Here is a 22,756-nt window from a genome sequence, read left to right as displayed (position 1 = left end):
AGGGGCGCACTCCAGATCGGCATCCAATATTGACCCCCATACGCACCGCGGATCAGCACTTGGCCAGCCCGGCGCTGGCCGGGGTTGCAGAGGGCGGGCCAAGTGCGGGTGATGGAGGAATCCGGCTTTAGCCTTGCGAGCGGTTCTTGAAGCGCCAGGACTCGTTTCCGGTCTCGACGATCTCGCAGTGGTGCGTCAGCCGGTCGAGAAGGGCGGTGGTCATCTTGGCGTCGCCGAAGACGCTCGGCCATTCTCCGAAGGCGAGATTCGTCGTTACGATGATGGAGGTGCGCTCGTAGAGCCTGCTGATCAGATGGAACAGGAGTTGGCCGCCGGCCTGAGCGAAGGGCAGATAGCCGAGCTCGTCGAGGATGATGAAGTCGAGGCGATTCAGATAATCGGCGAGCCGCCCCTGCTTGCCGGAGCGGGCTTCGGTCTCGAGCCGGTTGACGAGATCGACGACATTGAAGAAGCGACCGCGCGAGCCGTTACGGATGAGGGCACGCGCGATGGCGATGGCCAGATGGCTCTTGCCGGTTCCCGTTCCGCCGACGAGGACGATGTTGTGCTGTTCGGCCAGGAAGTTACCGGTGGCGAGTTCGCGGATCAGCCCCTCGTTGATGGGCGTTCCGTCGAAGTCGAAGTCGTCGATGTCCTTGGCGAACGGCAGCTTGGCGATTGTGAGCTGGTAGCGGATGGAGCGCGCCTGCTTCTCGGCGATCTCCGACTGCAACAGGTCGCCGACGATACGCGGCGGCTCGTGCTGCCGCTTGATGGCGTTCCCCATGATCTCGTCATAAGCGCTGCGCATGCCGAAGAGCTTCAGCGTGCTCATCAGTTCGAGAACCTGCGTGCGTTCCATCAGCTTGCCCTCCTGAGGCTGTCGTAACGGGCGCAATCGGCCACCGGCTCATGGGTCAGCCGAAGCGCGTCGGGAATGGAAAGGCGCTCGGCCGGCGCGGGATCGCGGGCGCGGGCGCGGGCGAGGATGTTGATGATGACGGCGGCCGAGAAGACGCCGTGATCGAGGGCTTCCTGGCAGGCCGCTTCGACGGCCGGCAATCCATCGGTCGCGACGCATCCGAGGATCGCGACCATCTGCCGATCGCCGTCCGGGGCGTTCTTCAGCTTGCGCCGCACCTTCTCCATCGCCGCGGGCAGAACCCATTCCCGGAACGGCGCACCGTTGCGCAGAGCGCCGGGTTTGCGGGCGAGAACAGGCACGTAATGCCACGGATCGTAGATCGTCTCACCGCGGCCGAATGAGCGGGCGTGTTCGGCGACGATCACCCCGTCCTGGCGAATGACGATCCGGTCGGCATAGGCCTGCACCTCGACGGGGCGGCCGACGGCGGTCGAGAGGACGGAATATTTGTTGTTGTCGAAGCGCACTGTGCAGGTCTTCGACACCGAGGCCGGGGTTGAGTGGAAACCGTCGAACGGTCCGGCATAACCGACCAGCGAGCCGCGCTCGACCTCGAAGGCCTGCCAGATCGTCCGGTCGGTCTGCTCGGGATGGCGATGCGCTCGGGCATAGGCGATGCACTTGTCGAGCAGCCAGACGTTCAGCTCCTCCAGACTTTTGACGCGCAGGCGCGGCGTGAAGAAGCGCTCGCGCACGAGACCGACCTGGTTCTCGACCTGTCCCTTCTCCCAGCCGGAGGCGGGCGTGCAGGCAACCGGCTGCACCAGGTAATGGCTGCACATCTGCAGGAAGCGGCGATTGTATTGCCGGTCCTTGCCGACGAAGACCGTCTCCACCGCCGTCTTCATGTTGTCGTAGATGCCGCGCGTGCAGGTGCCGCGGAAAAAGGCGAAGGCCTTGTCATGCGCGTCGAACACCATCTCCTGGCTCTCGCGCATATAGGCCCGCACGAACAGCATCCGGCTGTGGCAGAGCCGGAGATGGGCGACCTTCACCGTCACAGTGACACCGTTGATCAGGACGATCTCGTGGCTCCAGTCGAACTGGTAGGCCTCGCCCGGCGCGTAGTAGAGCGGCACATAGGCCTCCGCTGTCACCGCGCCGCGCTTCTTCGACCACGCTCGCGCATAGCGCCGAACGGCGTCGTAGCTGCCTTCATAGCCGAGCGCCCGGACCTCTTCGTAAATCCGGATCAGCGTCAGCCGCTCGCGCGAGGATTTCCCCTCGTTGGCGATCAGGAATCGATCCAGATGCTCCCGCCACGGTCCGATCCGCGGCAGAGGCTGGCGTTCCCGTTCGTAGCTGAAGGAGGTCTCGTCGGAGCGCAGTATCTTGCGCACGGTGTTGCGCGAGACATGCAGGTCGCGGCTGATCTTCTTGACCGACCAACCCTGAACATGGAAGGCGCGACGCACGCGGGCAATCGTGTCCACTGTCTTCAACTCCCCTCTCCATCCGCAAATGACCGGATGGACGATCTTTCCAAAGGGGGGTCAATTTTCGATGCCGATCACCCCGCCATTGGTCAAAATTGCATGCCGAAACACATAGAGACTCACACAGGGGGGACGCCATGCCGGAACATCATTTGATTACGCGGGAGATCGGTATAGATGCATCGCATCCCACATCATGAATCCAAGTGTCACAATCTGCACGGGCACCGGTACAGGATCGCGGCAACATGCCTTGGGCCTCTCTGCGATGAAGGGGAGCAGACCGGTATGGTGTTGGATTTCGGTTTTCTCAAAACCGAAATGATGGGAGAGATCGATGCCTGCTGCGATCACGGCATGATGATCTGGGTCGATGATCCCTGGATCGCTTCGTTTCTTCCCTTCACCTCAAGAGAGGCGTCGGCAGAGGTAATGCAGCAATATCGAGCCGAGGTACGCGAAACCGGTCAGAAGCTGATTGAAGGTCCGTTCGGCAAGACCCTCTTGTTGTCGCAGGTGCCTACTGCGGAAAACCTCGCGAAACACTGGTTTCGAAGATTGGCACCCCGGGTCAGATTGCGAAGCGGCAACCGCGCCGATCTCCTGAGCGTCGTCGTTTGGGAAACACCCAATTGCATGGCCACGTATCATGCACCGGACCTCGGCCGTTCGAGGCCGGGGTTGTCTCCGAGACATAGTCATTCTGAAAAGTTTCCAAACGAAATAGGGGGCATTGCGGGAGAGGGCGGAAATCTAGGCTCTCATGAGCGATCTACGTTTTCCCAGCGTTTTTAAACAAACCCGGCCGGTCGGCGCGAAGCTGCGCGAACGGCCTCCTCTGGGCGCGCTCCGGCGTCAGTTCGAAGCCGATACTCACAGAAGCGCCGAAAGGAGGCGCGGTAATCTAGGTCTTCGGCGAGCTTGACGTCGGACAGGTCGTACCTGACCGGCAGTAGCATTGCCCTGAACAACACCGGCGGCGGCCAAGCCGATGCGCCCTGGCAACACAGGAAATCACGCCGAGCGGAGCATCGATCGGCATCCAATGGATCAGCCTGACGGGCGTTGTCACGTTGTTGGTCGCTTAACGTGTGATGGCTAATCGATCGCTATGAACACGCCAACCGTCAGCTACAAGAACCACCGCTTTCGAGTAGAAGCTATTGCTGAGCCCTGATCTGGGGGACGGTTGACAGCTTCCGGTCCAAATTGATGATCTGATGTGCCAAAGCGAGGATTACGGAATGTGAGTCGACATGGGCCGCTCATTGCTGGCGACCCGGCCGAATCCAAGCTCTCCTTTGACGACTTTCAGCATGGTCACGGTCCGTAAGAGTTGGTGCCCCAAAAGCGCTTGTTGGGCGTGCGGGGCGTCTTGCGGGACGTCACCTGCATCACGTCGAGGATCCTGTTGTCCCAGGTGCGGAGCGAGAACAGCACAAGGTAAGCAACCGGCGCGATGAGCAACGCCAGCAGGTCGTTCGTTGCAAGCCAGCCGATGATGGTGACGCCAACAATCAGCACCACCGCCATGTAGGGTACGCCCCAAAGCGTTGGTGATCGGGTTAACCCGATCACCAACGGCGTCAGAGCTGGTTTTTCGTCCTGAAACTCACTCATCGGTCACTGAACGACCGCCGAGATCATCTCGTCGACGATCGCGGGTGCGCCAAACACCAGACCGATTCCCATCACCACCGCGCCGGCAGTGAACCACGACAAGCGTCCGGCGAATGCCAGAAAGCCAAGCCCAATAACGGCGATGATCGCGAGCAGCCGGCCGAACGGGCCGGTGATGAAATCGACGATCATCTGCACCGCCGTCTGCAGCGGCCCGAACGCGCCCCCTGCACTCTGCGCCAGAGCCACGTCAGCTCCCGCGACTTGGAATGCCGCCACGATGCCGAGCGTGGCTGCGAGCTTCACCGCCTGAGACTTCTTCGTTTGCATTTCAAATTGCATGTTTCTCTCCTTCAAAAGTGCATCACACCGCCGACAAACTTGCCGGTCTTCTTCACGGCGATGGCACCGGCGTCGCCGCTGCCACTCGCATCCGAGACCGCCTGTGAAGCGGCAGCCGGCCTCGCCTTGCCTTTCGCCGACGGCATTGGCAGCCCGAGTTGATAGTTCACCACCTTGGCGACGTATCCGACTGTTTCCTGGAACGGCGGAATGCCGCCGTGTTGGTAGATCCGCTGTTCGCCGCTGTTGTAGGCAGCCGCGACGAGGAGCGGGTTCTGAAACTCATCAAGCAGAAACCGCTCACTGTGCTTCACCCATACCGGCCAGCCAAACGGGACAGAGCGTCTCGCCTCTTTGGAGACGGCTGAGCGCCGCGACGGCCCGCCAACCTCGCTCAGTGTCGGCGGCCGCCGGCGGTCCCGGATCCAGGTGGTGGCAGCTCGGCAAGACCGACATCAACGTCCTGGTGCTGCGATCGCCGGCAGGAAGGCGCGGGTGCCGCTGCTGTGGACGATGATCGACGCGCATCGCCCTCATCCGCCGCTTCTGTGATCTCTTCGGCAAGGACCAGATCGCCCTTTTGGTCGCTGATCGCGACTTCATTGGCGCACAATGGTTTGATTTCCCTGTGGAAACAGACATTCCCTTCGTCATTCGCGTCAAGCAGAACCTCTCCGTGGTGCTCGCTGACGGCCGCCCACACCGACGTCGAGACGCTGTTCTCGCACCGGCTCTGGCGCAACCGCGAGACCATGTCGGGCCTGCGCTTCGAAGGCATGAAGCCGCCTTCGGCACAACGCTTCGCGCTCGCGGCAAAGACGATCAAAACGGGCGAACGCCTTGTGCTTGCCACCAACCGAGACCCACGCCGGGCCGACGGACTTTACCGCCGACGCTGGCAGATTGAATGCCTCTTTGCCGAAACCAAGACGCGCGGCCTCAACATCGAAGATACCCGCCGGCGGCAGCCGAACAAGGTCTGCCTGCTCCTCGCCATCGTCGGATCACCATTGCCTGCGCCCAACGGGTGGCCCGCAAGGTCCAAGGCCGCACCGGCATCAAAAGGGCAACACATGGCTACCGCCGAAAACCCACCTTCCGCACCGGATTCGACCACCTGCGCCAATGCATCAACGATCGATCGCCGCTCCCTGACAGTCTACTTCTTGGGGCACGCCCTTGGGTGGACGCTCTATGGTGCGCGCCGGCATCTTCGCATTGAGGCATAGGCACAACGCCTCGCCAAAAATTGCGCCGCGCCGGACGCTTACTCTTCGACGGATCGCCTATGTCGTTGTGGCGCTGCAGTGAAGAACCTGTCCCATGATCTGCCCGATCGGGAGGCGCATTGTGGGATTCTGAGGAACGACCGATTTCATTCCTCGCTGTTTGCGTTCTCTGCCCTGTCCTGGATGCCGAGCAGATTCGGACGGCATGACAGGCGGCTAAGTGCCGGGCAACCCGCGCGGCTATTCCGAAGCCAGGGAGGATGTGTCGAACACTCCTCTCAATGACTTGTTTATGTCTATTAGAAATTTCGACGCTATGGCCTGAAAATCTCTCGCGTGGCCGAAGGCTAGTTCGAGTCGTTCCCGCGCGAACTTCGATTGGAGTTCGAAAAGCTGAGAGGGCGTTTTTGCTGCAGCTAACGCCTGAAGGTGACCTAGATCGGCCTCGACAGTCGCTTGCAGGGCTGCCGTTGATCGCAACGATAGTTCATTGCCAGCCCGAACTATGATTTCCGAGATCTGTTTCTGCATTTCTTGACCTGCGTGAGCGCTTGAGGTGAGGGTCTGAATGCCGTCCACCAGGCTTGCGGTTGCGCTCGTGGCAGCGGCGCGAGGGTATCTAGTCGCTTCAGGGGATCGGCTGTCGATTCTTTCAGTGGGGTTGTCTGAGGTCCTGACCATAGACTTATCTCCGATGAATGACCAAAAGGGAGGAAACGGTCGTGGCTGTTTCCCGTTTTTTTGCCTTTTTGTGATCGGCGCACCGCCGATCGGCTCACCATATACTTCAAGACTTGTGCCAATGCGTGAGACAGAGAGCAGGAATAGGATTTTTGCTTTCATATCAGGCCTTCGCCGAAGACACGTAAGTCCATCCTTGCGGCGGAGGGCCGACAAATGCGACGCATGTGTCGCATCTCAGCCAAGGTGTAAGCCTGACGTCTTTGACCAGAGACCCATATTCCCTCCAGCTTTCGGGAGAGTCTTGGGTTTTCATTGACGTGGGACCCGATTTTGGACCATCCGGCTGGGGGATTTCCCGTGGGGCAGCTCACGGCGGACCGGATGCGCGGGAGCCATTCATGAGCGATATCGGCGGTTTTTTGCCGATGGCGCTGTGAGGGCGAACCTCGTCGTACAACGAAACAACGGAACACCCACGGGACGGAAGTTCGCGAGCTGTTATATCCGTGGCATCCCTGGTTTGGGCGGCCCGTTCATATTCATGAGGTGCTCGCGAAGGGAACCGCTGTTTTCCGTTGCAGCCTTTCCGGCGCTTCCTCTGGCAGATCTCTGGAAGTACCAGCATGGATGTTCGATCGGTCTCTGAGTGCGAATTGGCGCACCATGCCGTTTGCGCATGTTGAACTTGCCTGCCTGCAATCTTTGGCCGGGTTGCTTGAAGAGGCAGGCGGCCCATCACAATCGGCCAAGATGAGCGCAGCATCGGTCTCTCACGAAGCGAGTCGGAGAGATGTCCATGCCACGCCAGTTCATGACATATCAGTTCGATCTGTTCTCGGGTCTACACAGCGGGAGGACAGCGGCGATGCCGCAATGGCAGGAGTTGCCGGAAGGGACGCGCCAGGCCCTGACGGCGCTCATGGTGCGCCTGCTCATCGACCACGCAAACGGCGGACGCGCCTCTCAACGGAAGGAGGCCGGTCATGATGCATGAGAAGATCGGGCCACACCATCTGGAGCGCAAGGCCATCCTGTACGTCCGACAGTCGTCTGTTTCTCAGGTTCTGCACAATCGCGAAAGCAGCGCTCTTCAATACGCCATGCGCGACCGGCTGACAGCACTTGGGTGGTCGCGCATTGAGACGGTGGATGACGATCTTGGTCGTTCGGCGGCCGGAGGCGTGACCCGTGCCGGTTTCGACCGAATGGTCGCCGAGGTCTGCCTCGGCAAGGTGGGCGCTGTGGCCGCACGAGAGGTGTCGCGATTTGCCCGCAACAGCCGCGATTGGCAGCAGCTCATCGAGATGTGCCGCGTCGTTGATACCGTTCTGATCGACCAGGAAGCGGTTTACGCCCCACGCCAGGGCAATGACCGGCTGCTCTTGGGCCTGAAGGGCAGCCTCAACGAGTATGAGCTCGATCTCTTGCGTCAGCGTTCCCTTTCCGCCCGCTACGAGAAGGCCCGCCGCGGAGAGCTTGTCGTCACGGTCCCGGTCGGCTTTTTGAAGGTTGGCGACAGGATCGAGAAAGATCCCGATCGGCGCATCCAGGAAGCCATTGCACTCGTCTTCAACAAGGTCGCCGAACTCGGCAGTGCACGACAGGCGCTGCTGTGGTTCCTCGAACATGGGTTGGATCTGCCGGTCAGGCGCGCCAATGGTGATGCCATCTGGCGCAGACCCAACTATGCGACCATCCACCGGATGATTGCGAACCCGATCTACGGCGGCGCTTATGCTTATGGTAAGAGTCGTTCCGTGCCGGGATACGGTGGCCGATCTGGAATTCGTCGCAAGGCGCGTGATGAATGGCTGGCCTTGATCCCGGATGCGCACGAAGGTTACGTCAGTTGGGAACGGGCGGAGGCGATCCGCAAGATGGTCAGCGACAATGTACCGGCCAGCCGCCATCATGGAGCGCCCAAGCATGGCGACGCTCTGCTTGCCGGTCTTTTCCGCTGCAAAAGATGCGGCCGGAAGCTGACGGTCCGATACACAGGGGCCAACCATAACATCCCGCGCTACTCCTGCTGGCGAGGGCTGCTCGACAATGGCGAGCCACGTTGCATCGCTTTCGGCGGCCTGCGGGTCGATGACGCGATCGAAGAGGCGCTGCTCGGGGTGGTCGAACCGGGAGCCATCGCGGCCGCCGTCGAAGCAGAGCGCAATAGGGCCAGCCAACGCGACCAGGTCCAGGACGCCCTCCTACGCGATCTTGAGGCAGCACGCTACGCCGCCGACCGGGCATTCCGGCAATACGACGCGGCTGATCCTGAGAACCGGCTGGTGACGTCGGAGCTTGAGGCGCGCTGGAACAAGGCGCTCACGCGCGTCAGCGAGATGGAGAGTAAGATCGCCAGCCACCAAGCCGCGACGCCACAATCAACGCCTATGTCGACATTGGAGATGGCAGCGCTTGCGGGGAGCCTTCGCACCGTCTGGGCAGCGCCAGCGACCGATGCAAGGCTCAAGAAACGCATCGTGCGCACGGTTATTCATGAAGTGATCGCCGATCTCGACGATATGACCTCGGAGATCGTCCTCGTCATCCATTGGGTTGGCGGGATCCACACGGAACTGCGCTTGCCGAAGCGGCATCGCGGGCAACGAAACGCCACGCCCGACGACATCATTGAGGCGGTGCGGCAACTCGTCCTCATCGCCAACGACGATGTGATTGCCGGGGTCCTCAACCGCAATGGATTGATGACCGGCAATGGCAATCGCTGGACCCGCGAGCGGGTCACCGCACTGCGGTCATACCGCAAGATTCCGGTCTTTCGCCCGCAGTCAGACGGGATCGAGCCCTGGCTTAATCTGGGCGATGCGGCGCGGTTGCTCGGGGTCGCGCCAAAGACGTTGAGGCTAGCCGCAGAGGCCGGCGAGATCGAAGGCGTTCATCCCTTGCCGGACGGTCCGTGGATCTTCAGCCGGTCAAAACTCGCCACTTCGCGAGCGCAACAAATCGTTCATCGCGCCCGACAGAACCCTAGATACCCCACGGGATCGCCTCCAGATCAGGAAAATCTATTCCCTTCAACAACATAGAAAGATGGGCGTTATGAAACAGGATTGTAATCGTCGACCCATTCGGCGATGGCGCTGCGGGCATGGCCGAGACCGAAGAACAGGCTTTCGTTCAGCAGTTCGTCGCGCATCCTTCCGTTGAGGACTCGACATAACCGTGTCTCACATCGGCTTTCCCGGTGCGATGTAGTGCCAGTCGACCTTGTGGTCCTTCGCCCAGGCGAGGATGGCATTCGACGTAAGTTCGGTGCCGTTGTCGGAGACGATCATTCCGGGCTTGCCGCGCCGTTCTATCAATGTCGTCAGTTCGCGAGCAACACGGCGGCCGGAGATCGACGTGTCCGGGATCGCTGCCAGGCATTCGCGCGTCACGTCATCGACGATGTTGAGCACGCGGAAGCGTCTGCCGCAGGCGAACTGGTCGTGGACGAAATCCAGCGACCAGCGAGCATTGGCCTTCGCTTCGACGAGGATCGGCGCGCGCGTGCCGACGGCACGGCGTCTGGCTTTGCGCTTGCGGACCGAAAGACCTTCCTCGCGATAAAGACGATAGATGCGATAGACCCCGGACGGCTCTCCCTCCCGCTTGAGCAGGACGAACAGCCGCCGGTACCGACATATTTTGAACTGATACTGCCTCGTTCGCAACAAAGAGATCGAACTGCTGCGTCATTCGGCTATTCCGGCTCATTCTGAAGTACGACTCTTCCTGACTGCATCGCCCCACCAAATTCGCTATAAGGCAACCGCCCAAACAAATCAGGATAAATCATGGAAACCGTGGAAATCAGCAGCCGAAGCGACTTCGCCCTGTGGGCGATCCAACGCGCGCAGGAAATCGTTACGGCAGAGGGCGCAGCTTTCGCGATGGCCGCTCGTGACATGAACGAGGAAGCGTTGGCGGCGACCGCCGCCGCGCTCGGCAGGGCCATCAGTGACGCCATGCTCGAAGTTTTCAATGGGCTGATGGATGGATAAATCTGACTAGGGCAGGTACATTCAGAGGCGCTCCCCTCGGAATGAACGGTTCCATATTTTCTTTGGTCTACGGGCGAATCTCAGCGGGTTTCTTGGCTCCGACGCAAGTGATGCGAGCTCGCTATTCGGCATCAAATCGTTCGAGCATCTTCTTGAGCCAAAGGTTCTGTGCACGAAGGTGTTTAGCCAACAACCCCTTGAGGCGCTTGTTGTCCGCCTCCAGGGCAGCAAGCTCGTCGAGGGAGATCGGATTGTCGACGGTCCCAGTCTGCGCCTCTCGATCCTCGTGCCCAACGTTCGAGTTGTGCGCGATCGTCTGGGCGGGCGCGCGCTTGGCGCGCTTTCGAGGTGTGCCGGTTGATGTCGTTCGAGGCTTTGATGCAGGTTGGCTCGCCTGCACCTGCACAACCGCTTCGGCCGGATGATCGGCCTCATGGTGCTTTAGGGTTTCGATCTCTACGCCATCGGCTACTGGTATCGCTGCAGGTGCAACGTCGACATCGGTGGCGCGTTCGTTGACAGGCTCGGCAGTGATCGGATCAGCCGGCCCGATTTCACCTGAGTCAGGCGTTCCAGGTGCTTTACTTGAACTGAACAGATGCGCCGCGGTATTTTCCACTTCGCGGGCCAAAGCCTTGAGATCCGTGTCTCCCCAGATTGATTTCGTCTGAGCTTTCGGCTGTCGTTTCCCCGACTTGAATTCAACAACGAATCTTCGTTGTGGCGTCTTCATCTATTTTCGATCCCAGGCAACGTAAAAGAGGCAACGCCGATTGGCGCAGCTGCATTCCTGCTGCCGCAGCAATACAGCCCTTCCTCTCGCGCTTCAACCGCGCGCCAACCTCAAGCTAGCGCGCCTTTCACCGGTAAGAGCGGGAAGCAGCGCGGCTTCGTTTGCCACGACCAGGCCAGCGGAGAGCAAATATAAACTTCTGGCGCAACACCGAGAGCGGCGAACAAACTATCGCCCGGCATTCCCGGTCTTGTCAGCCCAGACCGAGCCTCTTGCGCAGTTCGGCATTTTCCGCTCGCAGCTTCTCCGCCAGCAGCTTGCGGAGCCTCTGGTTTTCCTCTTCGAGCTGGACAAGATCTGCCAACTCATCACCAGCCGGCAGGGGCTTGGTGCTCTTGGTGTCCTTTTGCACGACAGGCTTCGCAGCACCTTTCCAATGATAGTAGGTTTGCTCCGATATGCCGGCGCTCTTGATAGCGTCCTTGAGGGTGCTGCCTTCGCTGACTTGCGTCTCGATCAGCTTCAGCTTTTCGCTCTTCTCTTGTTCGCTATACCTCCTGGGTCTAGCGGCCGGCGTCTTTGATCGAGCCGGTTCGGAAGCCACCTTCTGAGGCCGTGGCGACCTCGGCTTCTTTGTCGTTGGTGCTTTCACTTCTGCGTCCGCTACAGCCGCAGCAACTGGTCCCGCATTACTCTCGTCAGCCATCAGCAATTCCCTCCTTTAGTCATCGCCTGTTTTCGGCTGAGTGCACCACAGAGTCAACACAACCATCAGAGTCCTGCTTTACGGATCGTTGATGTGTGGTTTGTGCCTGGAGCCTGGCGATCGACGGTGAAGGGCTCCTGGCTCAATCGAGTTTGGCGCAGATCCGGCGCAAGCGCGAACTGTATCCGTATGATGCCGCAGGGCACTCCTTCTAGAGAGGAGGCCGCCGGCGCTCAGCGGCGAATACTCACCGACTGCTGGCAGCAGGCTTTCGCACCATTTAATCGAGTGGCGGAGAGGGCTTCGCCGCCAGTCAAAGATGACCCAACTGCGCGATTATCGGGAGCGCAGCCAAAATCACGAAACGTCGAAGCGTTCGAGCATCTTCTTTAGCTGAACGTTCTGCAGATGAAGCTTTCGAGCGAGTTGGGTCCTCAGCATTTTAATTTCTTCTTCAAGTGTTCCCACTTCCTGGAAGAACAAGTCACGTGAAGACAAGGGCTGCAAGCTTTGATGATGCTTTGGGGCGACGGCGCGATGGGCAGCCACGTGGGGCTTGGCTCTCGTACTACGTTCTCGACGCTTGACCAGTGGTTTGCTCTGCGCCTTTGTGCTTGCCGCTCTTTTCGGAACTAACGAATTCGCTTCGGCACCCGAAGGGTCGGCTTCATGTTGCGCAGATTCAGTATGGATCGGCGGTCTTAACGCCTGTGCGACATCGTCATCGCTATTCGCCTTAACCGATGCCACCGACCCTTGATCCGCCGAGATGTTCTCATCGTGAGCAGGTGGACGGGCAGCTACCGTCAAACTGGTCGGATGTGCGGACGTATCCACTTCGCTCTCGTGAGCCTTAGGATCAGTATCATTCCCGATCGAACTCCCTTGCGCTTTCGCCGATGGTCGCCGCGACGTCAATCGGGCAAGGAATTTCCACGGTGTCTTCATAGTGTTCCCCACCTTGAGCATGCCGGACTGCGATCCTGCTGCAGCTGTTGCTTCTTCACAAGTTTCGAGACCGGCAATACTATCGCGGTAACGAGCCTGCACAACCGCTTGCTACGGCCTAAGAGAACGCCATAGGAACCGTCCGGGGCGTTGAAGCGTCCGAGTTCGGACCTATCGAAATAAATGGGATCGTAGGCCGCCGAGTAGAAGCGGTGGAGGGTCGTGCCCTTTGGGATTTCCACCAGGAGCGGATCACGCGAACTGAGGTCACGCGGCGGAAGTGGCGCGGTCACGCTCCCTGCTCGCCATGTCGTATTGCTGCCTCGATCACCGGTGCTACGTCACCGGTCCTTAACAGCTCGATCGGCTGACGGTCATTCAACCGGGCGTCGGGATTGACGAGGAAGTTAAGGACCGTCCAGGGATTTGTCGTCTGCAGAGCGTCGCGCACAGCCTTCAGGCCAGGCACCACTGTTCCATCGCGCTTGAATTGAACGGTTGGATAGGTACGACGGTTGCTCGGGCCGGGAACCGCGATCAGAGAGCCTTCATGTACGCGTTTGTCGACAGCCTGCCGAGAGATGCCACGCATCAGGGTGCGGACTTGCTCGAGATCATAGGCACCCCCAGCTTCACGCAAGTCCTCTTGGGCGATACGAACCCCTTCAAGAACTGCGCGGCTGCGCGCGTCCGGTTCATACGCACTCTTGTCTATGGAAGGCTTGGCCCTGCTGAGTTGTGATGCGGACTCACGCGCCACAACTGCGGCAACCTGTGCGTATCGACCGCTGAAGGTCTTCTCGATCTTTCTGACTGAGTCCGGCCTTTTGGAAACAATCGCAATCTCGGCGCCTGCGGGCAGCTCATATCCTGCAAGAGCCTTTGCCGCCCCACGCTTCATCGTGAACACGGTCATGACGTCTTTGGATTTCCCGCGCCGCGCTCTTGTCGAGCGCGTTGGAGCTTTGGACATCGCCTTTTCAGCCATTTTTCTCCACCTCCGACACCATTAGCATAGGCGCCGGTGCAATTTTGTCAACCAAAGCAACTTAGTAAACCACTGCCCGAAGTGATTCAAATGCCACAGACGAATCCGCGATCCATGCAGAGCCGCCCATAAACCCCGCCTGAAAAGCGAGCAACAAACGAGACTAGCAATTCGATTTGGTGTTTTGGTTCACAGCGACTAGGCCCCCCCTGCCCCCCGCGTGAAGCGGCAAGTTCGGAATGGGTCTGATAATCTACCGATGCCTCCTGGGACGACCTACGGGCCTTCGTAACCGGGCGGCGCAAGATCTTCAGTGGCACGGTAAAACGACATGTGACAGGTCTTCATGAGGCCGAGCTGGCGTCGCGGGCAATACCGCCGTTTAGGCCGATAGTCGCTATCTCGGTGATTGTATCGGTCCCGCAACTGGCGGATCTGAGCATACCCGCCCGACGGTCACCCTTTCCTCGAAAACGGCACGAGATTGCCGCCTTGAGCGGCGACTGTTTCCTTTCGCAAGAGCTGCGGCGAAACGTGCCATTGCCGGCCATTGTCGCCATGCACCGTCACCGTCTTGCGGTTTCGACGGGTGACGATTCCAACCTGCGTCTAGCCGCTATTGTCCTCGAACATCACCCGCTCGCCGATCGCGAGTTCAAGCAAGGCATGCGTCGTCTTCTGCCGATGCAGAAAGTGGAGCCGATCGACGATCGCATCGTGCAAGGCGATCAGCTCCACTTCGTTCAAGTCGTCAAGGTTGATGCCGTGCATTCTGGGCCTCCATCCAGAGGCAATCGTCGCTGCGAAAACCGACCGATGCAACGCGGGTCAACAGCTACCCACAACATCATTTCAGCCCGTTGATACAGCGCCGCCCCCCAATCGGCCCACCCACCTTCGAGCAGTCCTTGTTCGGGCCTCATTCACGAACCATTAACCATATGATGTTGCGGGTAAAATTCTGTAAACAGAAGCTAACTACACCTTACCTTCCGTCAGCCGGATGCCGATTATCATGCCTCACTATCGAGTGATGGTTTTGAAGTCGCAGAACGTAAGTATCAGTCGGCGTGGATCGCCAAAATGCGAGGTTTTCCGGGCTTCTCGAGCGATTTCGCCCGGGATGTCCGCACACCCCAACACAAAATTCGGTCGCCGCCGTCGCTGCACTGCGCTCTTCCTCTTTTTCGGAAACGAGCGCGGCGGCCTTTCAGCATCCCCCCGCTGTCTAAGCCGTCTCTGTGAGCACTGTTTTTCCGGTATTTCCGCCACAGAAGCCCGCTGACGCGCGTTTGCCTATGTGGAGGCTCCGTTACTCGTCTTGGGTGACGACTTGGGTCTGACGGGCCGCAATTCGATGTCTAAAACATGCTTGCAACTGACTAATTTCTCACGCATTCCTTATCTGTACAAATCACTGCGAAACGGGGCCGTTAAAAGCGCGATGGCGACGCGACAAAGAGTTAACGTCCAACAGCCTCTAAGGCGGCTGATAGGCTATGCCCGCGTGTCGACAGACGATCAGGTCCACGATGCCCAGATCGACGAGCTGCGCGCCGCCGGCTGCGATCGGATCTATCAGGAGCATGGCTCCGGGGCATCACGGGCCCGGCCAGTCTTGACCCGGCTACTCGGAGAGCTCACCGCAGGAGACGTCCTCGTCGTCGTCCGCCTCGATCGGCTGGCCCGATCGGTGAGCCATCTCCTGCAGGTGATCGAGGATCTTGAAGAGCGTGGCGTGCATTTTCGCTCGATCCGCGATCCGATCGACACCTCGACGCCACAGGGGATGTTCTCCCTCCAGGTTCTCGGCGCCGTCGCTCAGCTCGAGAGAGTGCTGATCGCCGAGCGCACGAAGGCCGGCATCAAGGCGGCGAGGGCGCGCGGCAAGCTTCCGGGAAACCCCGGCCTGCGAGAACGGCGACCGGAGGCGATCAAGGCAGTCTCCAAGGCACGCGAGAAACTCTATCTCGATGAGCTTATTGCATCCGCGCAGACGTGGCTGCCAATGGTGCGGCAACTGCGGCCTCATCACAGTTGGGACAATGTCGTGCGCGTGCTCAATCGCCGCGGTCACGACTGGACCGTCGAGCGCCTTCGTCGCGCCGTTCATCGCCTGGTCCGCGAAAAGCTCGCGGAAAAGGAACTTCTGGCCCGGTCCCCTCGCCGCGCTGCCGAGGACCATCTGATGAAGCTGGTGGCGGCGATCGCCCTTGCCGATCCCGATCTGTCGCTTCGCGACATTGCCGCTCAACTGGACCAGATGGGAGAACGCCCTGCGCGAGGCGGCAAAAAATGGCAGCCCTCCTCCGTCCGGGACCTGCTGGACAAAGCCCACCGGTTTGGCCTTATTCGCCGCTGAGGGCACGGTTTATCAGGCATCCGATCACGCCGTTCTTTTTCCTGCCGCTGTTCGCCGCCAGCGTCTTCCAGCCTTGGCTATTGAGGATCTGCAGCGCCAGGCGCCATTTCAATACTCCCCATTTCCGGAATACACGGATTTTCCGAAATGCCCACAAGCGCGTCGGAGGCTGAAGCGATGATCGACGACCATAGAGTAGCGGGTTCGAACAGCGAAGCAGTGCACCGCCGCACCGAACAGCTCGACGCGCTCGACGCCCTTCTGCCGTTCGACCGGCGCGATCAGCTGGCCGCGCTGTTAACAGACGACGATGTCGAAACCTTGAAACATCTCGCGGCGAAGGCATGGGCGAAAAACACGCTGCGGGCGCTTGCCTCCGATCTCGGCTACCTCGAGGCTTGGTGCCGACTGGCAAACGGCGACCCCCTCCCCTGGCCATCGCCGGAATCGCTGCTGCTGAAATTCCTTGCCCATCACCTCTGGGATCCTATGAAACGCCGCGAGGATCCGGCTCACGGCATGCGGGCCGACGTCGAGGCCGGATTGGGCGTCGAAAGCCTGCTCAAGGCGCGGGGCCCGCACGCGCCGTCGCTGACGAGTGCACTCAGGCTGGCGGTCAAAGCGAGCAGCCGGCCGCGCGGGCGCAAGAGCAAGAAGGCGGTGACCATCGATGTTCTCGTCCGGTTGCTTGCCACCTGTTCCGGCGAACGGCTCGTCGATCGGCGCGACCGGGCGCTGCTGCTGACCGCCTTTGCCTCCGGCGGCCGCCGCCGCTCGGAAGTGGCAGGCTTGCGCGTCGAGGATCTTCATGACGAGGAGCCGGTGCGCGCCGATCCCGCCGACAGAGACTCCCCTCCCTCCCATGTCTGTCGATCCGCCTCGGCCGCACCAAGACGACGACGAGCGACGATGATGAACACCTCTTGATCGGCCGGTATTCCGCCGCATTGACCAGTGGGGCAACCTCGATCGTCGGGCGCTCACCCCTCAGTCGGTCAATCTGGTCTTGAAGGCTCGCGCCAAGCAGGCCGGGCTCGATCCGGCGTTGTTTTCGGCGCATGGGTAAAGGTCGGGCTATCTCACCGAGGCTGCCAATCGCGGTATCCCGCTGCCCGAGGCGATGCAGCAGTCGCTGCACAAATCGGTGACCCAGGCGGCCAGCTATTATAACAACGCGGAACGAAAGAATGGACGAGCGGCCCGGCTGATCGTCTAAGCGGCACTACTCGCCGAAGAATACATCGGCTCGCCTCTCAAACGACTGCCATTCTTCCGCTTCCGCCTCCGCCTCCGATCTATCGTGCTGGTTAGCACCCGATGTTGCCCTGCCCCAAGCCTCAGCACGTTGCATCAGCGACGCCATCTCTGCCCTCAAGCGATGCGAGCGTTGCAGGTCGGCGGCATGCTCGGCGTTCTGGCAGGGATCGTAGAAGACGCCGATCGCCTCGCCGGCGACCTGTCGTGCCGCCTCCAACTGTTCTTTCAAGCTCTCCAGCTCGGATTTGGCCGCAAAATACTGTCTCATCACCGCGATAAACTCGCGGTCATTGGCGCTAAGTTCCACGATCCGGCCTCCTTGGAATTCCTCCTTGCCGGAATTGATCGATAAGAATGGCAAAATCCGGATAGACTTCCTGCGAAAACGACAAAAGCCCGGCGCGGAGGAGATGCGTCCGGCTTTGAAGCTAACGAAAGCTTGGGAGGGGAGCGCTCCGTAGGACCGAAGCGGCTCAGGCCTGCAGGTTGTCCGCCGACATCTTGCCGGACTCGCGATCCTTTACCAGTTCATAGGTGATCTTCTGGCCGTCCTTCAGCTCCCGCAGGTCAGCCCGCTCCACCGCGGAAATGTGTACGAAGACATCGGCGCTGCCGTCGTCCGGCTGGATGAACCCGAAGCCCTTTGTTGCGTTGAACCACTTTACCGTACCGGTCGCCATAACGTCTACCTTTGATCATTGTCTTGCCGAGCGTCGGACCTCGGCGCTTTTCTTTGCGCCAGCATTGATAGACGCTTCTGGCCCCAGGGGAAAGCCGAACGATCTGTCGCCGCACTCCCGTCCTCCCCAATCGCCGCGGCGGTGGCGCTATTTTTTGTTTCGTTGTTTCACCCGGATGCTGATGGGACCGCCCTCGGCCTGGCGAACTTCGAATTGCTTCGTCGTACGGATAAGATCGCTGAGATTTCGGAAGCCGAAGGTGCGGGGGTCGAAATCCGGTGCCAGGTTCAGGAGCTGCCTGCCGACCGTGCCTAAATTGACCCAGCCGTCCTCGGTGTCCTCCTGCGACAGCACCTTGTTGATTAGCGGAACGGCCGCGCTCGCCGGCTGCAGCGGCTTGTCGAGGGAGGCTGTGTTCTGCTCGCCGAAGCCGAACACATCGACTCCCTGCTCGCGTATGCGGGCGGCCGGTCTTGTGAAGTCGCTGTCGGAGGAAACAAGGCAGAAGCCGTCGAAGCGACCGCTGTGCAGCAAGTCCATTGCATCAATTACCAGAGGGTGATGTCGGAGGCATTCTTTCCCGTTGTATAGGCAAACTGCTGCTGCGGAATAATCGCGTGTTTCGCCAGTACATCCGCCCACCCTTTTGAGCGGCTGCCCGAGAAATCGCCATAGATACGCCGCACGCTCGCTTCACCTATCTTGGCGACCTCTTCGAACAATCCGTCGACGATCTTTGCCGACGTGTTATCGGCATCGATCAGGACCGCAAGGCGCGGCGAACGCGGCTCAGAGGGCATAGGCGTTCCTTCCTCGAACGTGGCAAATCTTAACACCCACTTTGCCATCGCACTATCCGGCTTTCCGGCCCGCACCTTGGTTCGGCCGCATATTGAAAACCCTGACAGCTGTCAGGGTTTCGCCATTGCGGTTCAAATCACCCGACTTGTTTATCACTTTGCCCATGAGCTCTTAGAAGCGCCATGAGAACCGGCCCAAGCGAAAACTCACCACGCGCCGCCTTGCGTGTCAGGTCTCTGAGATATCCGCCCGGCGAGTTGATGTGCCCTGCTCGCTCGAGAATGCAAGCGATCACTGAGGCGGCATTTTCTGGCCCCATGACCTCGCAGGCGTCCTGATAGGCCGACGGGCTGATCCCTAGCATTGACCGAACGACGACCCCGGCTGCCATCATGTCGCGCCAGTTGTCGATCGCTCCCCCCCGCCCATACATCACGATATCGGGGCAGGCGCGCAGCACCATGCCAAGCGGAAAATTACGGATCGTCTCCTGCTTCGGCTTATCATTATCCGCCGGCTTCGCCTCCTGCTCAGCTCGAGAGCAAGGTTCAAGTTCATTGATGGATTCGGTTTTAGAATTCTGTATGTGACGCTCAATGTGAGCATCATTGGTGCCAATAATTTTGGCTTTTTGTTGAATTTCCAAAGTGTTGATGACGTCTTCGCGGAGGAGTTCCATCTCATCCAGGATCGACCTAAGATCGTTGAGCGTTGGGGAGCGCGGAATCCTGCTCACAAGGCCAATGTAGATTCCTTCGATTGTTTCCCAGTCTCCCGGCACCCCTTCCTCGACCGCAGCGGTAATGATCTTTCGTACGTCGCGACGGCAAATCGTCAGACTTTCCTTGGCTCGACGGAACGCTGCTCGATCGGCAGCAACCTGTTGCGCCATGCCTGCGAGCTCTTCAGCCCGCAACAGGAGTGGCGAAATATCGAAACCAAACGCGCTTTCGATCTCTCCTGCCCTGTCTTTCCGTGCGTAACGTTTTCCATTGGCACTGTCCTTCCGCACGATCAGACCCGCCTCCACAAGAAGCGCTAGGTGCCTGCGAAGCGTAGCGCCGGCTATGCCATGCGCTCGGACTGTCAACTGAGCATTGGATGGAAAGACAATAAGCTGCGCCTCTTGGCGAAGCTCATTGTCCGGATAGAAGCTTAGCAACGCGTCGAGCACAGCCAGACTGCGGTCCTGTAATCCAAGCACTTCCCGCGCCTCTGATACATCCCGAAAAACTCTCCACTTGTCAGCCGACTTGCCGGCCCTGATCTCGGTCGTCGCGATCTGTCGCCGCACCAAGGCAAGCGTCATCGGCCGCCGCCCGAATGGCGTCGTCACATTCCCAATCTGCATCTTCCTTCACCTTCAACAAGGCAAAAGAAATTCGCTCGCCAAAAACGACGCCAAAGACTCTTGACTAAGATTCGTGGAAATGCGATTCTTGAGGTGCTAAATCAGAGAGAGGCTTCCACGACGGCAACGTTTGGGGGGCCTTTTTCTTTTGCTGTGCTTCCTTTCCTCTATAAGCTCCAGAACCCTGACAGCTGTCAGGATTGTTATTGCTCTCGCTGGCGGGCGAAGCGCTCAGCAAGGCTCGGCAGCTCCGCCTCAACAAATTTCAAAAATTCGGTCCCGAGCGGTCCCGCGGCCGAAATTCGGACTTCTTTCGGGGACATCACGAAGGCGGCGAGCTTTGTGCCGTTGCCATCCGAAATGGGAGTTGGGTCAACGCCGGTTTTTGCAGCTGGCTTGAGGGCATTAAGGACACGCTGAAACCTCTGGTCCGAGGTTTCAGCGCCATTGCCCTTCATGCTTAGCGCAGCACGAATGGAATCGAGTGTGCTCGGGTCGCCCGCAACCGCCTTCGCAAGATCGAGCCAACGCGGCCGACCGATTTTAGGAGCCCGCCCAATTGCCTCGATGATATCCGCTGGAACTGTGCGGTAGACACTCCGCATCCGCGCCAGTTCGGCGTCTTCGATCGAAAGCGCTGCGTAGATATAGCGTGGCTTTATCCCCGCATCGTCCATTCGCGATGCAAACAGCGCACGTTCGATCCACGTCAGGTCTTGGCGGCTAGCGTTCTCGATGCCCTGCGCCAGGACAAGATCAAGGTCGGAAATTTCGACCTCGAGGGCGCGAACGGGCATCCCAAGCTGTTTAGCGGCGAGCCAGCGTCGGTGACCGTAGACGATTTGATAGCGACCAGGTGAGGTGGGGTGTTGCCGAACTTGGACCGGGACCTTTTGGCCCTCGGTTTCGATCGATCGCTTGAACGCCTCGAAATCTGTCCCGTCATCGTCCGGCAGTCTGTCCGGGAAAGGGGAGGGGTCGATGAGCGAAGGATCCAGCTCGCGAACTGCACCACCACCCGACTCGACGAGAGCCTTCAATCGATCACGCTCTGATCGTATGTCGTCGATTGCCCTGTGAGCTGCACCAATAACTCCGGCGCCGACACGACTGGCGGAAGACGAGACGGTGGGTGCCGACTGACGGTCGTCTGCCAGCTTATTCTCCAGTTCCGCGGAAAGCAGCCCGAAGCTGGCGACGATCGACTTGCGAGGGGATTTGCTCATGTCCGCCCCCAGCTATCGCTGATAAGGCGAACAATCGCCTCGTTTACCGCATCAACCGCCTCGCGGGCACGCTTATGGGTGTCGCGTCCGATTTGCCCAATTTCGAGCTCGTATATCGAACGTTTCGCCAAGCCAGCTGCCTCGACAGCCGTGCTTTCGATCGCGGTCGGTAACAAGACATCGGAACCAAACAAATGACGAAGCATCGCAACGACTTGCGACTGCGGCGCATCATTCGGGTCGTGCCGTGTGACCAGATAGCGGATGAAGTCCTGGTCCAACTGAGCACCGCTCTCATTCAGAACGCTGATCAAGTCGCCCATCATGAGAAGGAACTGGCTCATCGACGCAACGTCGAGCATGGCCGGGTGGACCGTGATGATCATGCTGGTCGCGGCGTATATCGCGCTCAACGTCAGGAAACCGAGCGACGGCGGAGTGTCTAGGATGACGATGTCGTAGTCGGTTTCGACCTCCATAAGGGCGAGCTTAAGTCGTTCGAAGAAGATAGCTCCGGAGCTAGACCTGTTCGCCAGAATACGCGGCGTTTCATGCTCATATTCCATGACTTCCAGATTGCCAGGAATGAGGTCGATGCCATCAAAATATGTCTTGCGAATAATATCTCGGATTGGACGACGTTCGGCCTCGTCGTAGCGCAGAGCGGCATAGATCGTTTCATTCGACCCAACGTCGACCTCTGGCTGGGCACCGAACAGAGCGGACAAGGATGCTTGTGGATCCAAGTCCAATGTGAGAACGCGATAGCCATGAAGGGCCAGATAGTGGGCAAGGTGAACGCAGGTTGTCGTTTTCGCGCTGCCGCCCTTGAAGTTGGCTATAGCAAGAACTTGGAGATGCTCGCCAGCCCGACGGCGGGGGAGGAATCGCAGAGCTTCTACAGGCTTTTGCTTGGCGAATAACTCGCGCAACTCATTGATCTGGGCCAGGGTGTAGACGCGATGATTATTCTCCAGCCTGCTGGGAACCGGCCCGCGTCCTTCGGTTGACATGAGTTTTAGAGTTGAATCCGGTATAGATGTCAGCTTCGACACTTCATTGGTCAAAAACGGACGCAACGTCTTTTCCGACCTTGGTGGATACATGCGAGTTCTGAGCTGCTGCAACTGCCCGGACAGAAGCCCTGCATGGCGCATTATTTTGCTGCCAGCATCTTCCTGTGAGCCGACAACTGATTTCACTCGGTTCGCTATCGCCATCTGTTCCTCTTGGCGGCTTTCTGCCGGTTTACCGGCCATTACCCGCCAAAGGTAGAACACGATTCTCCTTACCCGTCCAGAAGTTTAGGGTTAACAAAAGGTTAACGGATTGGGATGATCCGCGGCGAGCTTTCCCGATTTTTGCTTTGGACCCCGAGGGTTAGCCCCATATGTCCGACTTCTCGTCGCCGGATTGTTTTCCTGTGAATGCTACAATCGGTTGGTGCCAGGCTCGTATGTTGTA

General features: G+C 59.4%; 21 protein-coding genes and 6 pseudogenes. 7 read left to right on the top strand and 20 right to left on the bottom strand.

All coding sequences use genetic code 11. The features are described from left to right. Nucleotides 1-127: 127 nt before the first annotated feature. Both istB and istA read right to left on the bottom strand, forming a co-directional pair. Nucleotides 128-862 carry an IS21-like element helper ATPase IstB gene (istB, locus tag EKH55_RS27975; RefSeq protein ID WP_069456416.1) on the bottom strand — a complete coding sequence of 245 codons (735 nt, stop codon included), beginning with the start codon at nucleotides 860-862 and terminating at the stop codon, nucleotides 128-130. Beyond that, nucleotides 795-2,367 (bottom strand): annotated as a pseudogene (gene istA / locus EKH55_RS27970) (IS21 family transposase). Before istA ends, istB begins: the two are co-directional and overlap by 68 nt. A 171-nt stretch (nucleotides 2,368-2,538) precedes the next feature. On the opposite strand from istA, the gene EKH55_RS27965 reads away from it, so the two are divergent. After that, nucleotides 2,539-3,156, top strand: coding sequence for a 6-carboxytetrahydropterin synthase (locus EKH55_RS27965; protein ID WP_207543997.1), 618 nt, complete (start codon nucleotides 2,539-2,541; stop codon nucleotides 3,154-3,156). Here the strand turns inward: EKH55_RS27965 and EKH55_RS27960 are convergent. The 4 genes and pseudogenes from EKH55_RS27960 to EKH55_RS27945 all read right to left on the bottom strand — a co-directional run. Continuing rightward, nucleotides 3,153-3,320 (bottom strand): hypothetical protein, encoded by a 168-nt coding sequence (locus EKH55_RS27960; RefSeq protein ID WP_083265146.1) that lies wholly within the window; start codon nucleotides 3,318-3,320, stop codon nucleotides 3,153-3,155. The two genes, EKH55_RS27965 and EKH55_RS27960, sit on opposite strands and share 4 nt — an antisense overlap. 361 nt (nucleotides 3,321-3,681) lie before the next feature. Next, nucleotides 3,682-3,981 (bottom strand): VirB3 family type IV secretion system protein, encoded by a 300-nt coding sequence (locus tag EKH55_RS27955; protein ID WP_083265147.1) that lies wholly within the window; start codon nucleotides 3,979-3,981, stop codon nucleotides 3,682-3,684. Nucleotides 3,982-3,984: 3 nt separating this feature from the next. After that, nucleotides 3,985-4,323, bottom strand: a complete 339-nt coding sequence (locus tag EKH55_RS27950) for a TrbC/VirB2 family type IV secretion system protein (RefSeq protein ID WP_069456420.1) — start codon at nucleotides 4,321-4,323, stop codon at nucleotides 3,985-3,987. An 11-nt stretch (nucleotides 4,324-4,334) separates the two neighbouring features. Next, nucleotides 4,335-4,622, bottom strand: a pseudogene (locus EKH55_RS27945) (lytic transglycosylase domain-containing protein); the annotation flags it as partial. Between the two features lie 303 nt (nucleotides 4,623-4,925). Here EKH55_RS27945 and EKH55_RS27940 point away from each other — a divergent pair. Beyond that, nucleotides 4,926-5,552: a transposase gene (locus EKH55_RS27940; protein ID WP_131820446.1), complete on the top strand. Its 627-nt coding sequence runs from the start codon at nucleotides 4,926-4,928 to the stop codon at nucleotides 5,550-5,552. Between the two features lie 240 nt (nucleotides 5,553-5,792). On the opposite strand, the gene EKH55_RS27935 is transcribed toward EKH55_RS27940, so the two are convergent. After that, nucleotides 5,793-6,395 (bottom strand): phasin family protein, encoded by a 603-nt coding sequence (locus EKH55_RS27935; RefSeq protein WP_083265148.1) that lies wholly within the window; start codon nucleotides 6,393-6,395, stop codon nucleotides 5,793-5,795. A gap of 637 nt (nucleotides 6,396-7,032) precedes the next feature. Here EKH55_RS27935 and EKH55_RS27930 point away from each other — a divergent pair. Both EKH55_RS27930 and EKH55_RS27925 read left to right on the top strand, forming a co-directional pair. Next, on the top strand, nucleotides 7,033-7,230 hold the full coding sequence (locus tag EKH55_RS27930) for a hypothetical protein (protein WP_069456401.1): 198 nt from the start codon (nucleotides 7,033-7,035) through the stop codon (nucleotides 7,228-7,230). Beyond that, nucleotides 7,220-9,283, top strand: a complete 2,064-nt coding sequence (locus tag EKH55_RS27925; RefSeq protein ID WP_069456400.1) for a recombinase family protein — start codon at nucleotides 7,220-7,222, stop codon at nucleotides 9,281-9,283. The genes EKH55_RS27930 and EKH55_RS27925 overlap by 11 nt, the downstream gene beginning before the upstream one ends. A 23-nt stretch (nucleotides 9,284-9,306) precedes the next feature. On the opposite strand, the pseudogene EKH55_RS27920 reads toward EKH55_RS27925, so the two are convergent. After that, nucleotides 9,307-9,874 (bottom strand): annotated as a pseudogene (locus EKH55_RS27920) (DDE-type integrase/transposase/recombinase); the annotation flags it as partial. Between the two features lie 159 nt (nucleotides 9,875-10,033). Between EKH55_RS27920 and EKH55_RS27915 the strand changes: the two are divergent. Further along, entirely contained in the window at nucleotides 10,034-10,240 is a 207-nt protein-coding gene (locus EKH55_RS27915; RefSeq protein ID WP_069456575.1) for a hypothetical protein, read from the top strand. 121 nt (nucleotides 10,241-10,361) lie between these two features. Here EKH55_RS27915 and EKH55_RS27910 read toward each other — a convergent pair whose 3' ends face one another. The 5 genes and pseudogenes from EKH55_RS27910 to EKH55_RS30215 all read right to left on the bottom strand — a co-directional run bounded on the left by EKH55_RS27910 (nucleotide 10,362) and on the right by EKH55_RS30215 (nucleotide 14,386). Beyond that, a complete protein-coding gene (locus EKH55_RS27910; RefSeq protein ID WP_069456576.1) occupies nucleotides 10,362-10,973 on the bottom strand; it encodes a hypothetical protein in 612 nt (203 codons plus the stop codon). Between the two features lie 253 nt (nucleotides 10,974-11,226). Continuing rightward, nucleotides 11,227-11,679 carry a transposase gene (locus EKH55_RS27905; RefSeq protein ID WP_069456577.1) on the bottom strand — a complete coding sequence of 151 codons (453 nt, stop codon included), beginning with the start codon at nucleotides 11,677-11,679 and terminating at the stop codon, nucleotides 11,227-11,229. A gap of 357 nt (nucleotides 11,680-12,036) precedes the next feature. Next, nucleotides 12,037-12,627, bottom strand: a complete 591-nt coding sequence (locus tag EKH55_RS27900; protein ID WP_069456596.1) for a hypothetical protein — start codon at nucleotides 12,625-12,627, stop codon at nucleotides 12,037-12,039. A 289-nt stretch (nucleotides 12,628-12,916) separates the two neighbouring features. Next, entirely contained in the window at nucleotides 12,917-13,615 is a 699-nt protein-coding gene (locus EKH55_RS27895) for a hypothetical protein (RefSeq protein ID WP_245314443.1), read from the bottom strand. Between the two features lie 456 nt (nucleotides 13,616-14,071). Continuing rightward, nucleotides 14,072-14,386: pseudogene (locus EKH55_RS30215) on the bottom strand (hypothetical protein). A 673-nt stretch (nucleotides 14,387-15,059) separates the two neighbouring features. On the opposite strand from EKH55_RS30215, the gene EKH55_RS27885 reads away from it, so the two are divergent. After that, nucleotides 15,060-15,977, top strand: a complete 918-nt coding sequence (locus tag EKH55_RS27885) for a recombinase family protein (protein WP_069456578.1) — start codon at nucleotides 15,060-15,062, stop codon at nucleotides 15,975-15,977. Here EKH55_RS27885 and EKH55_RS30115 read toward each other — a convergent pair. Continuing rightward, the gene (locus tag EKH55_RS30115; protein WP_269808430.1) at nucleotides 15,964-16,089 is read right to left on the bottom strand and encodes a hypothetical protein; all 126 of its coding nucleotides are present in this window, start codon (nucleotides 16,087-16,089) and stop codon (nucleotides 15,964-15,966) included. The two genes, EKH55_RS27885 and EKH55_RS30115, sit on opposite strands and share 14 nt — an antisense overlap. Before the next feature lie 65 nt (nucleotides 16,090-16,154). On the opposite strand from EKH55_RS30115, the pseudogene EKH55_RS29565 reads away from it, so the two are divergent. Further along, nucleotides 16,155-17,193, top strand: a pseudogene (locus EKH55_RS29565) (site-specific integrase). A 6-nt stretch (nucleotides 17,194-17,199) separates the two neighbouring features. Here the strand turns inward: EKH55_RS29565 and EKH55_RS27870 are convergent. The 6 genes and pseudogenes from EKH55_RS27870 to repA all read right to left on the bottom strand — a co-directional run bounded on the left by EKH55_RS27870 (nucleotide 17,200) and on the right by repA (nucleotide 22,551). Continuing rightward, nucleotides 17,200-17,541, bottom strand: a complete 342-nt coding sequence (locus tag EKH55_RS27870; RefSeq protein WP_069456598.1) for a hypothetical protein — start codon at nucleotides 17,539-17,541, stop codon at nucleotides 17,200-17,202. A 166-nt stretch (nucleotides 17,542-17,707) separates the two neighbouring features. Then, the gene (locus EKH55_RS27865; protein WP_069456580.1) at nucleotides 17,708-17,914 is read right to left on the bottom strand and encodes a cold-shock protein; all 207 of its coding nucleotides are present in this window, start codon (nucleotides 17,912-17,914) and stop codon (nucleotides 17,708-17,710) included. A 147-nt stretch (nucleotides 17,915-18,061) separates the two neighbouring features. Next, nucleotides 18,062-18,714 (bottom strand): annotated as a pseudogene (locus EKH55_RS27860) (NYN domain-containing protein). Between the two features lie 137 nt (nucleotides 18,715-18,851). After that, nucleotides 18,852-20,066 carry a plasmid replication protein RepC gene (gene repC / locus EKH55_RS27855; protein ID WP_069456581.1) on the bottom strand — a complete coding sequence of 405 codons (1,215 nt, stop codon included), beginning with the start codon at nucleotides 20,064-20,066 and terminating at the stop codon, nucleotides 18,852-18,854. Between the two features lie 203 nt (nucleotides 20,067-20,269). Further along, nucleotides 20,270-21,292, bottom strand: coding sequence for a plasmid partitioning protein RepB (gene repB, locus EKH55_RS27850; protein WP_069456582.1), 1,023 nt, complete (start codon nucleotides 21,290-21,292; stop codon nucleotides 20,270-20,272). After that, nucleotides 21,289-22,551 carry a plasmid partitioning protein RepA gene (gene repA / locus EKH55_RS27845; protein ID WP_106407720.1) on the bottom strand — a complete coding sequence of 421 codons (1,263 nt, stop codon included), beginning with the start codon at nucleotides 22,549-22,551 and terminating at the stop codon, nucleotides 21,289-21,291. The genes repB and repA overlap by 4 nt, the downstream gene beginning before the upstream one ends. Nucleotides 22,552-22,756: the final 205 nt, after the last annotated feature.

Source organism: Sinorhizobium alkalisoli, assembly GCF_008932245.1.
GTDB classification, from domain to species: Bacteria; Pseudomonadota; Alphaproteobacteria; order Rhizobiales; family Rhizobiaceae; genus Sinorhizobium; species Sinorhizobium alkalisoli.
The sequence above is the reverse complement of the archived record's forward strand: the minus strand, read 5'-3'. Positions and strand labels throughout refer to the sequence as shown.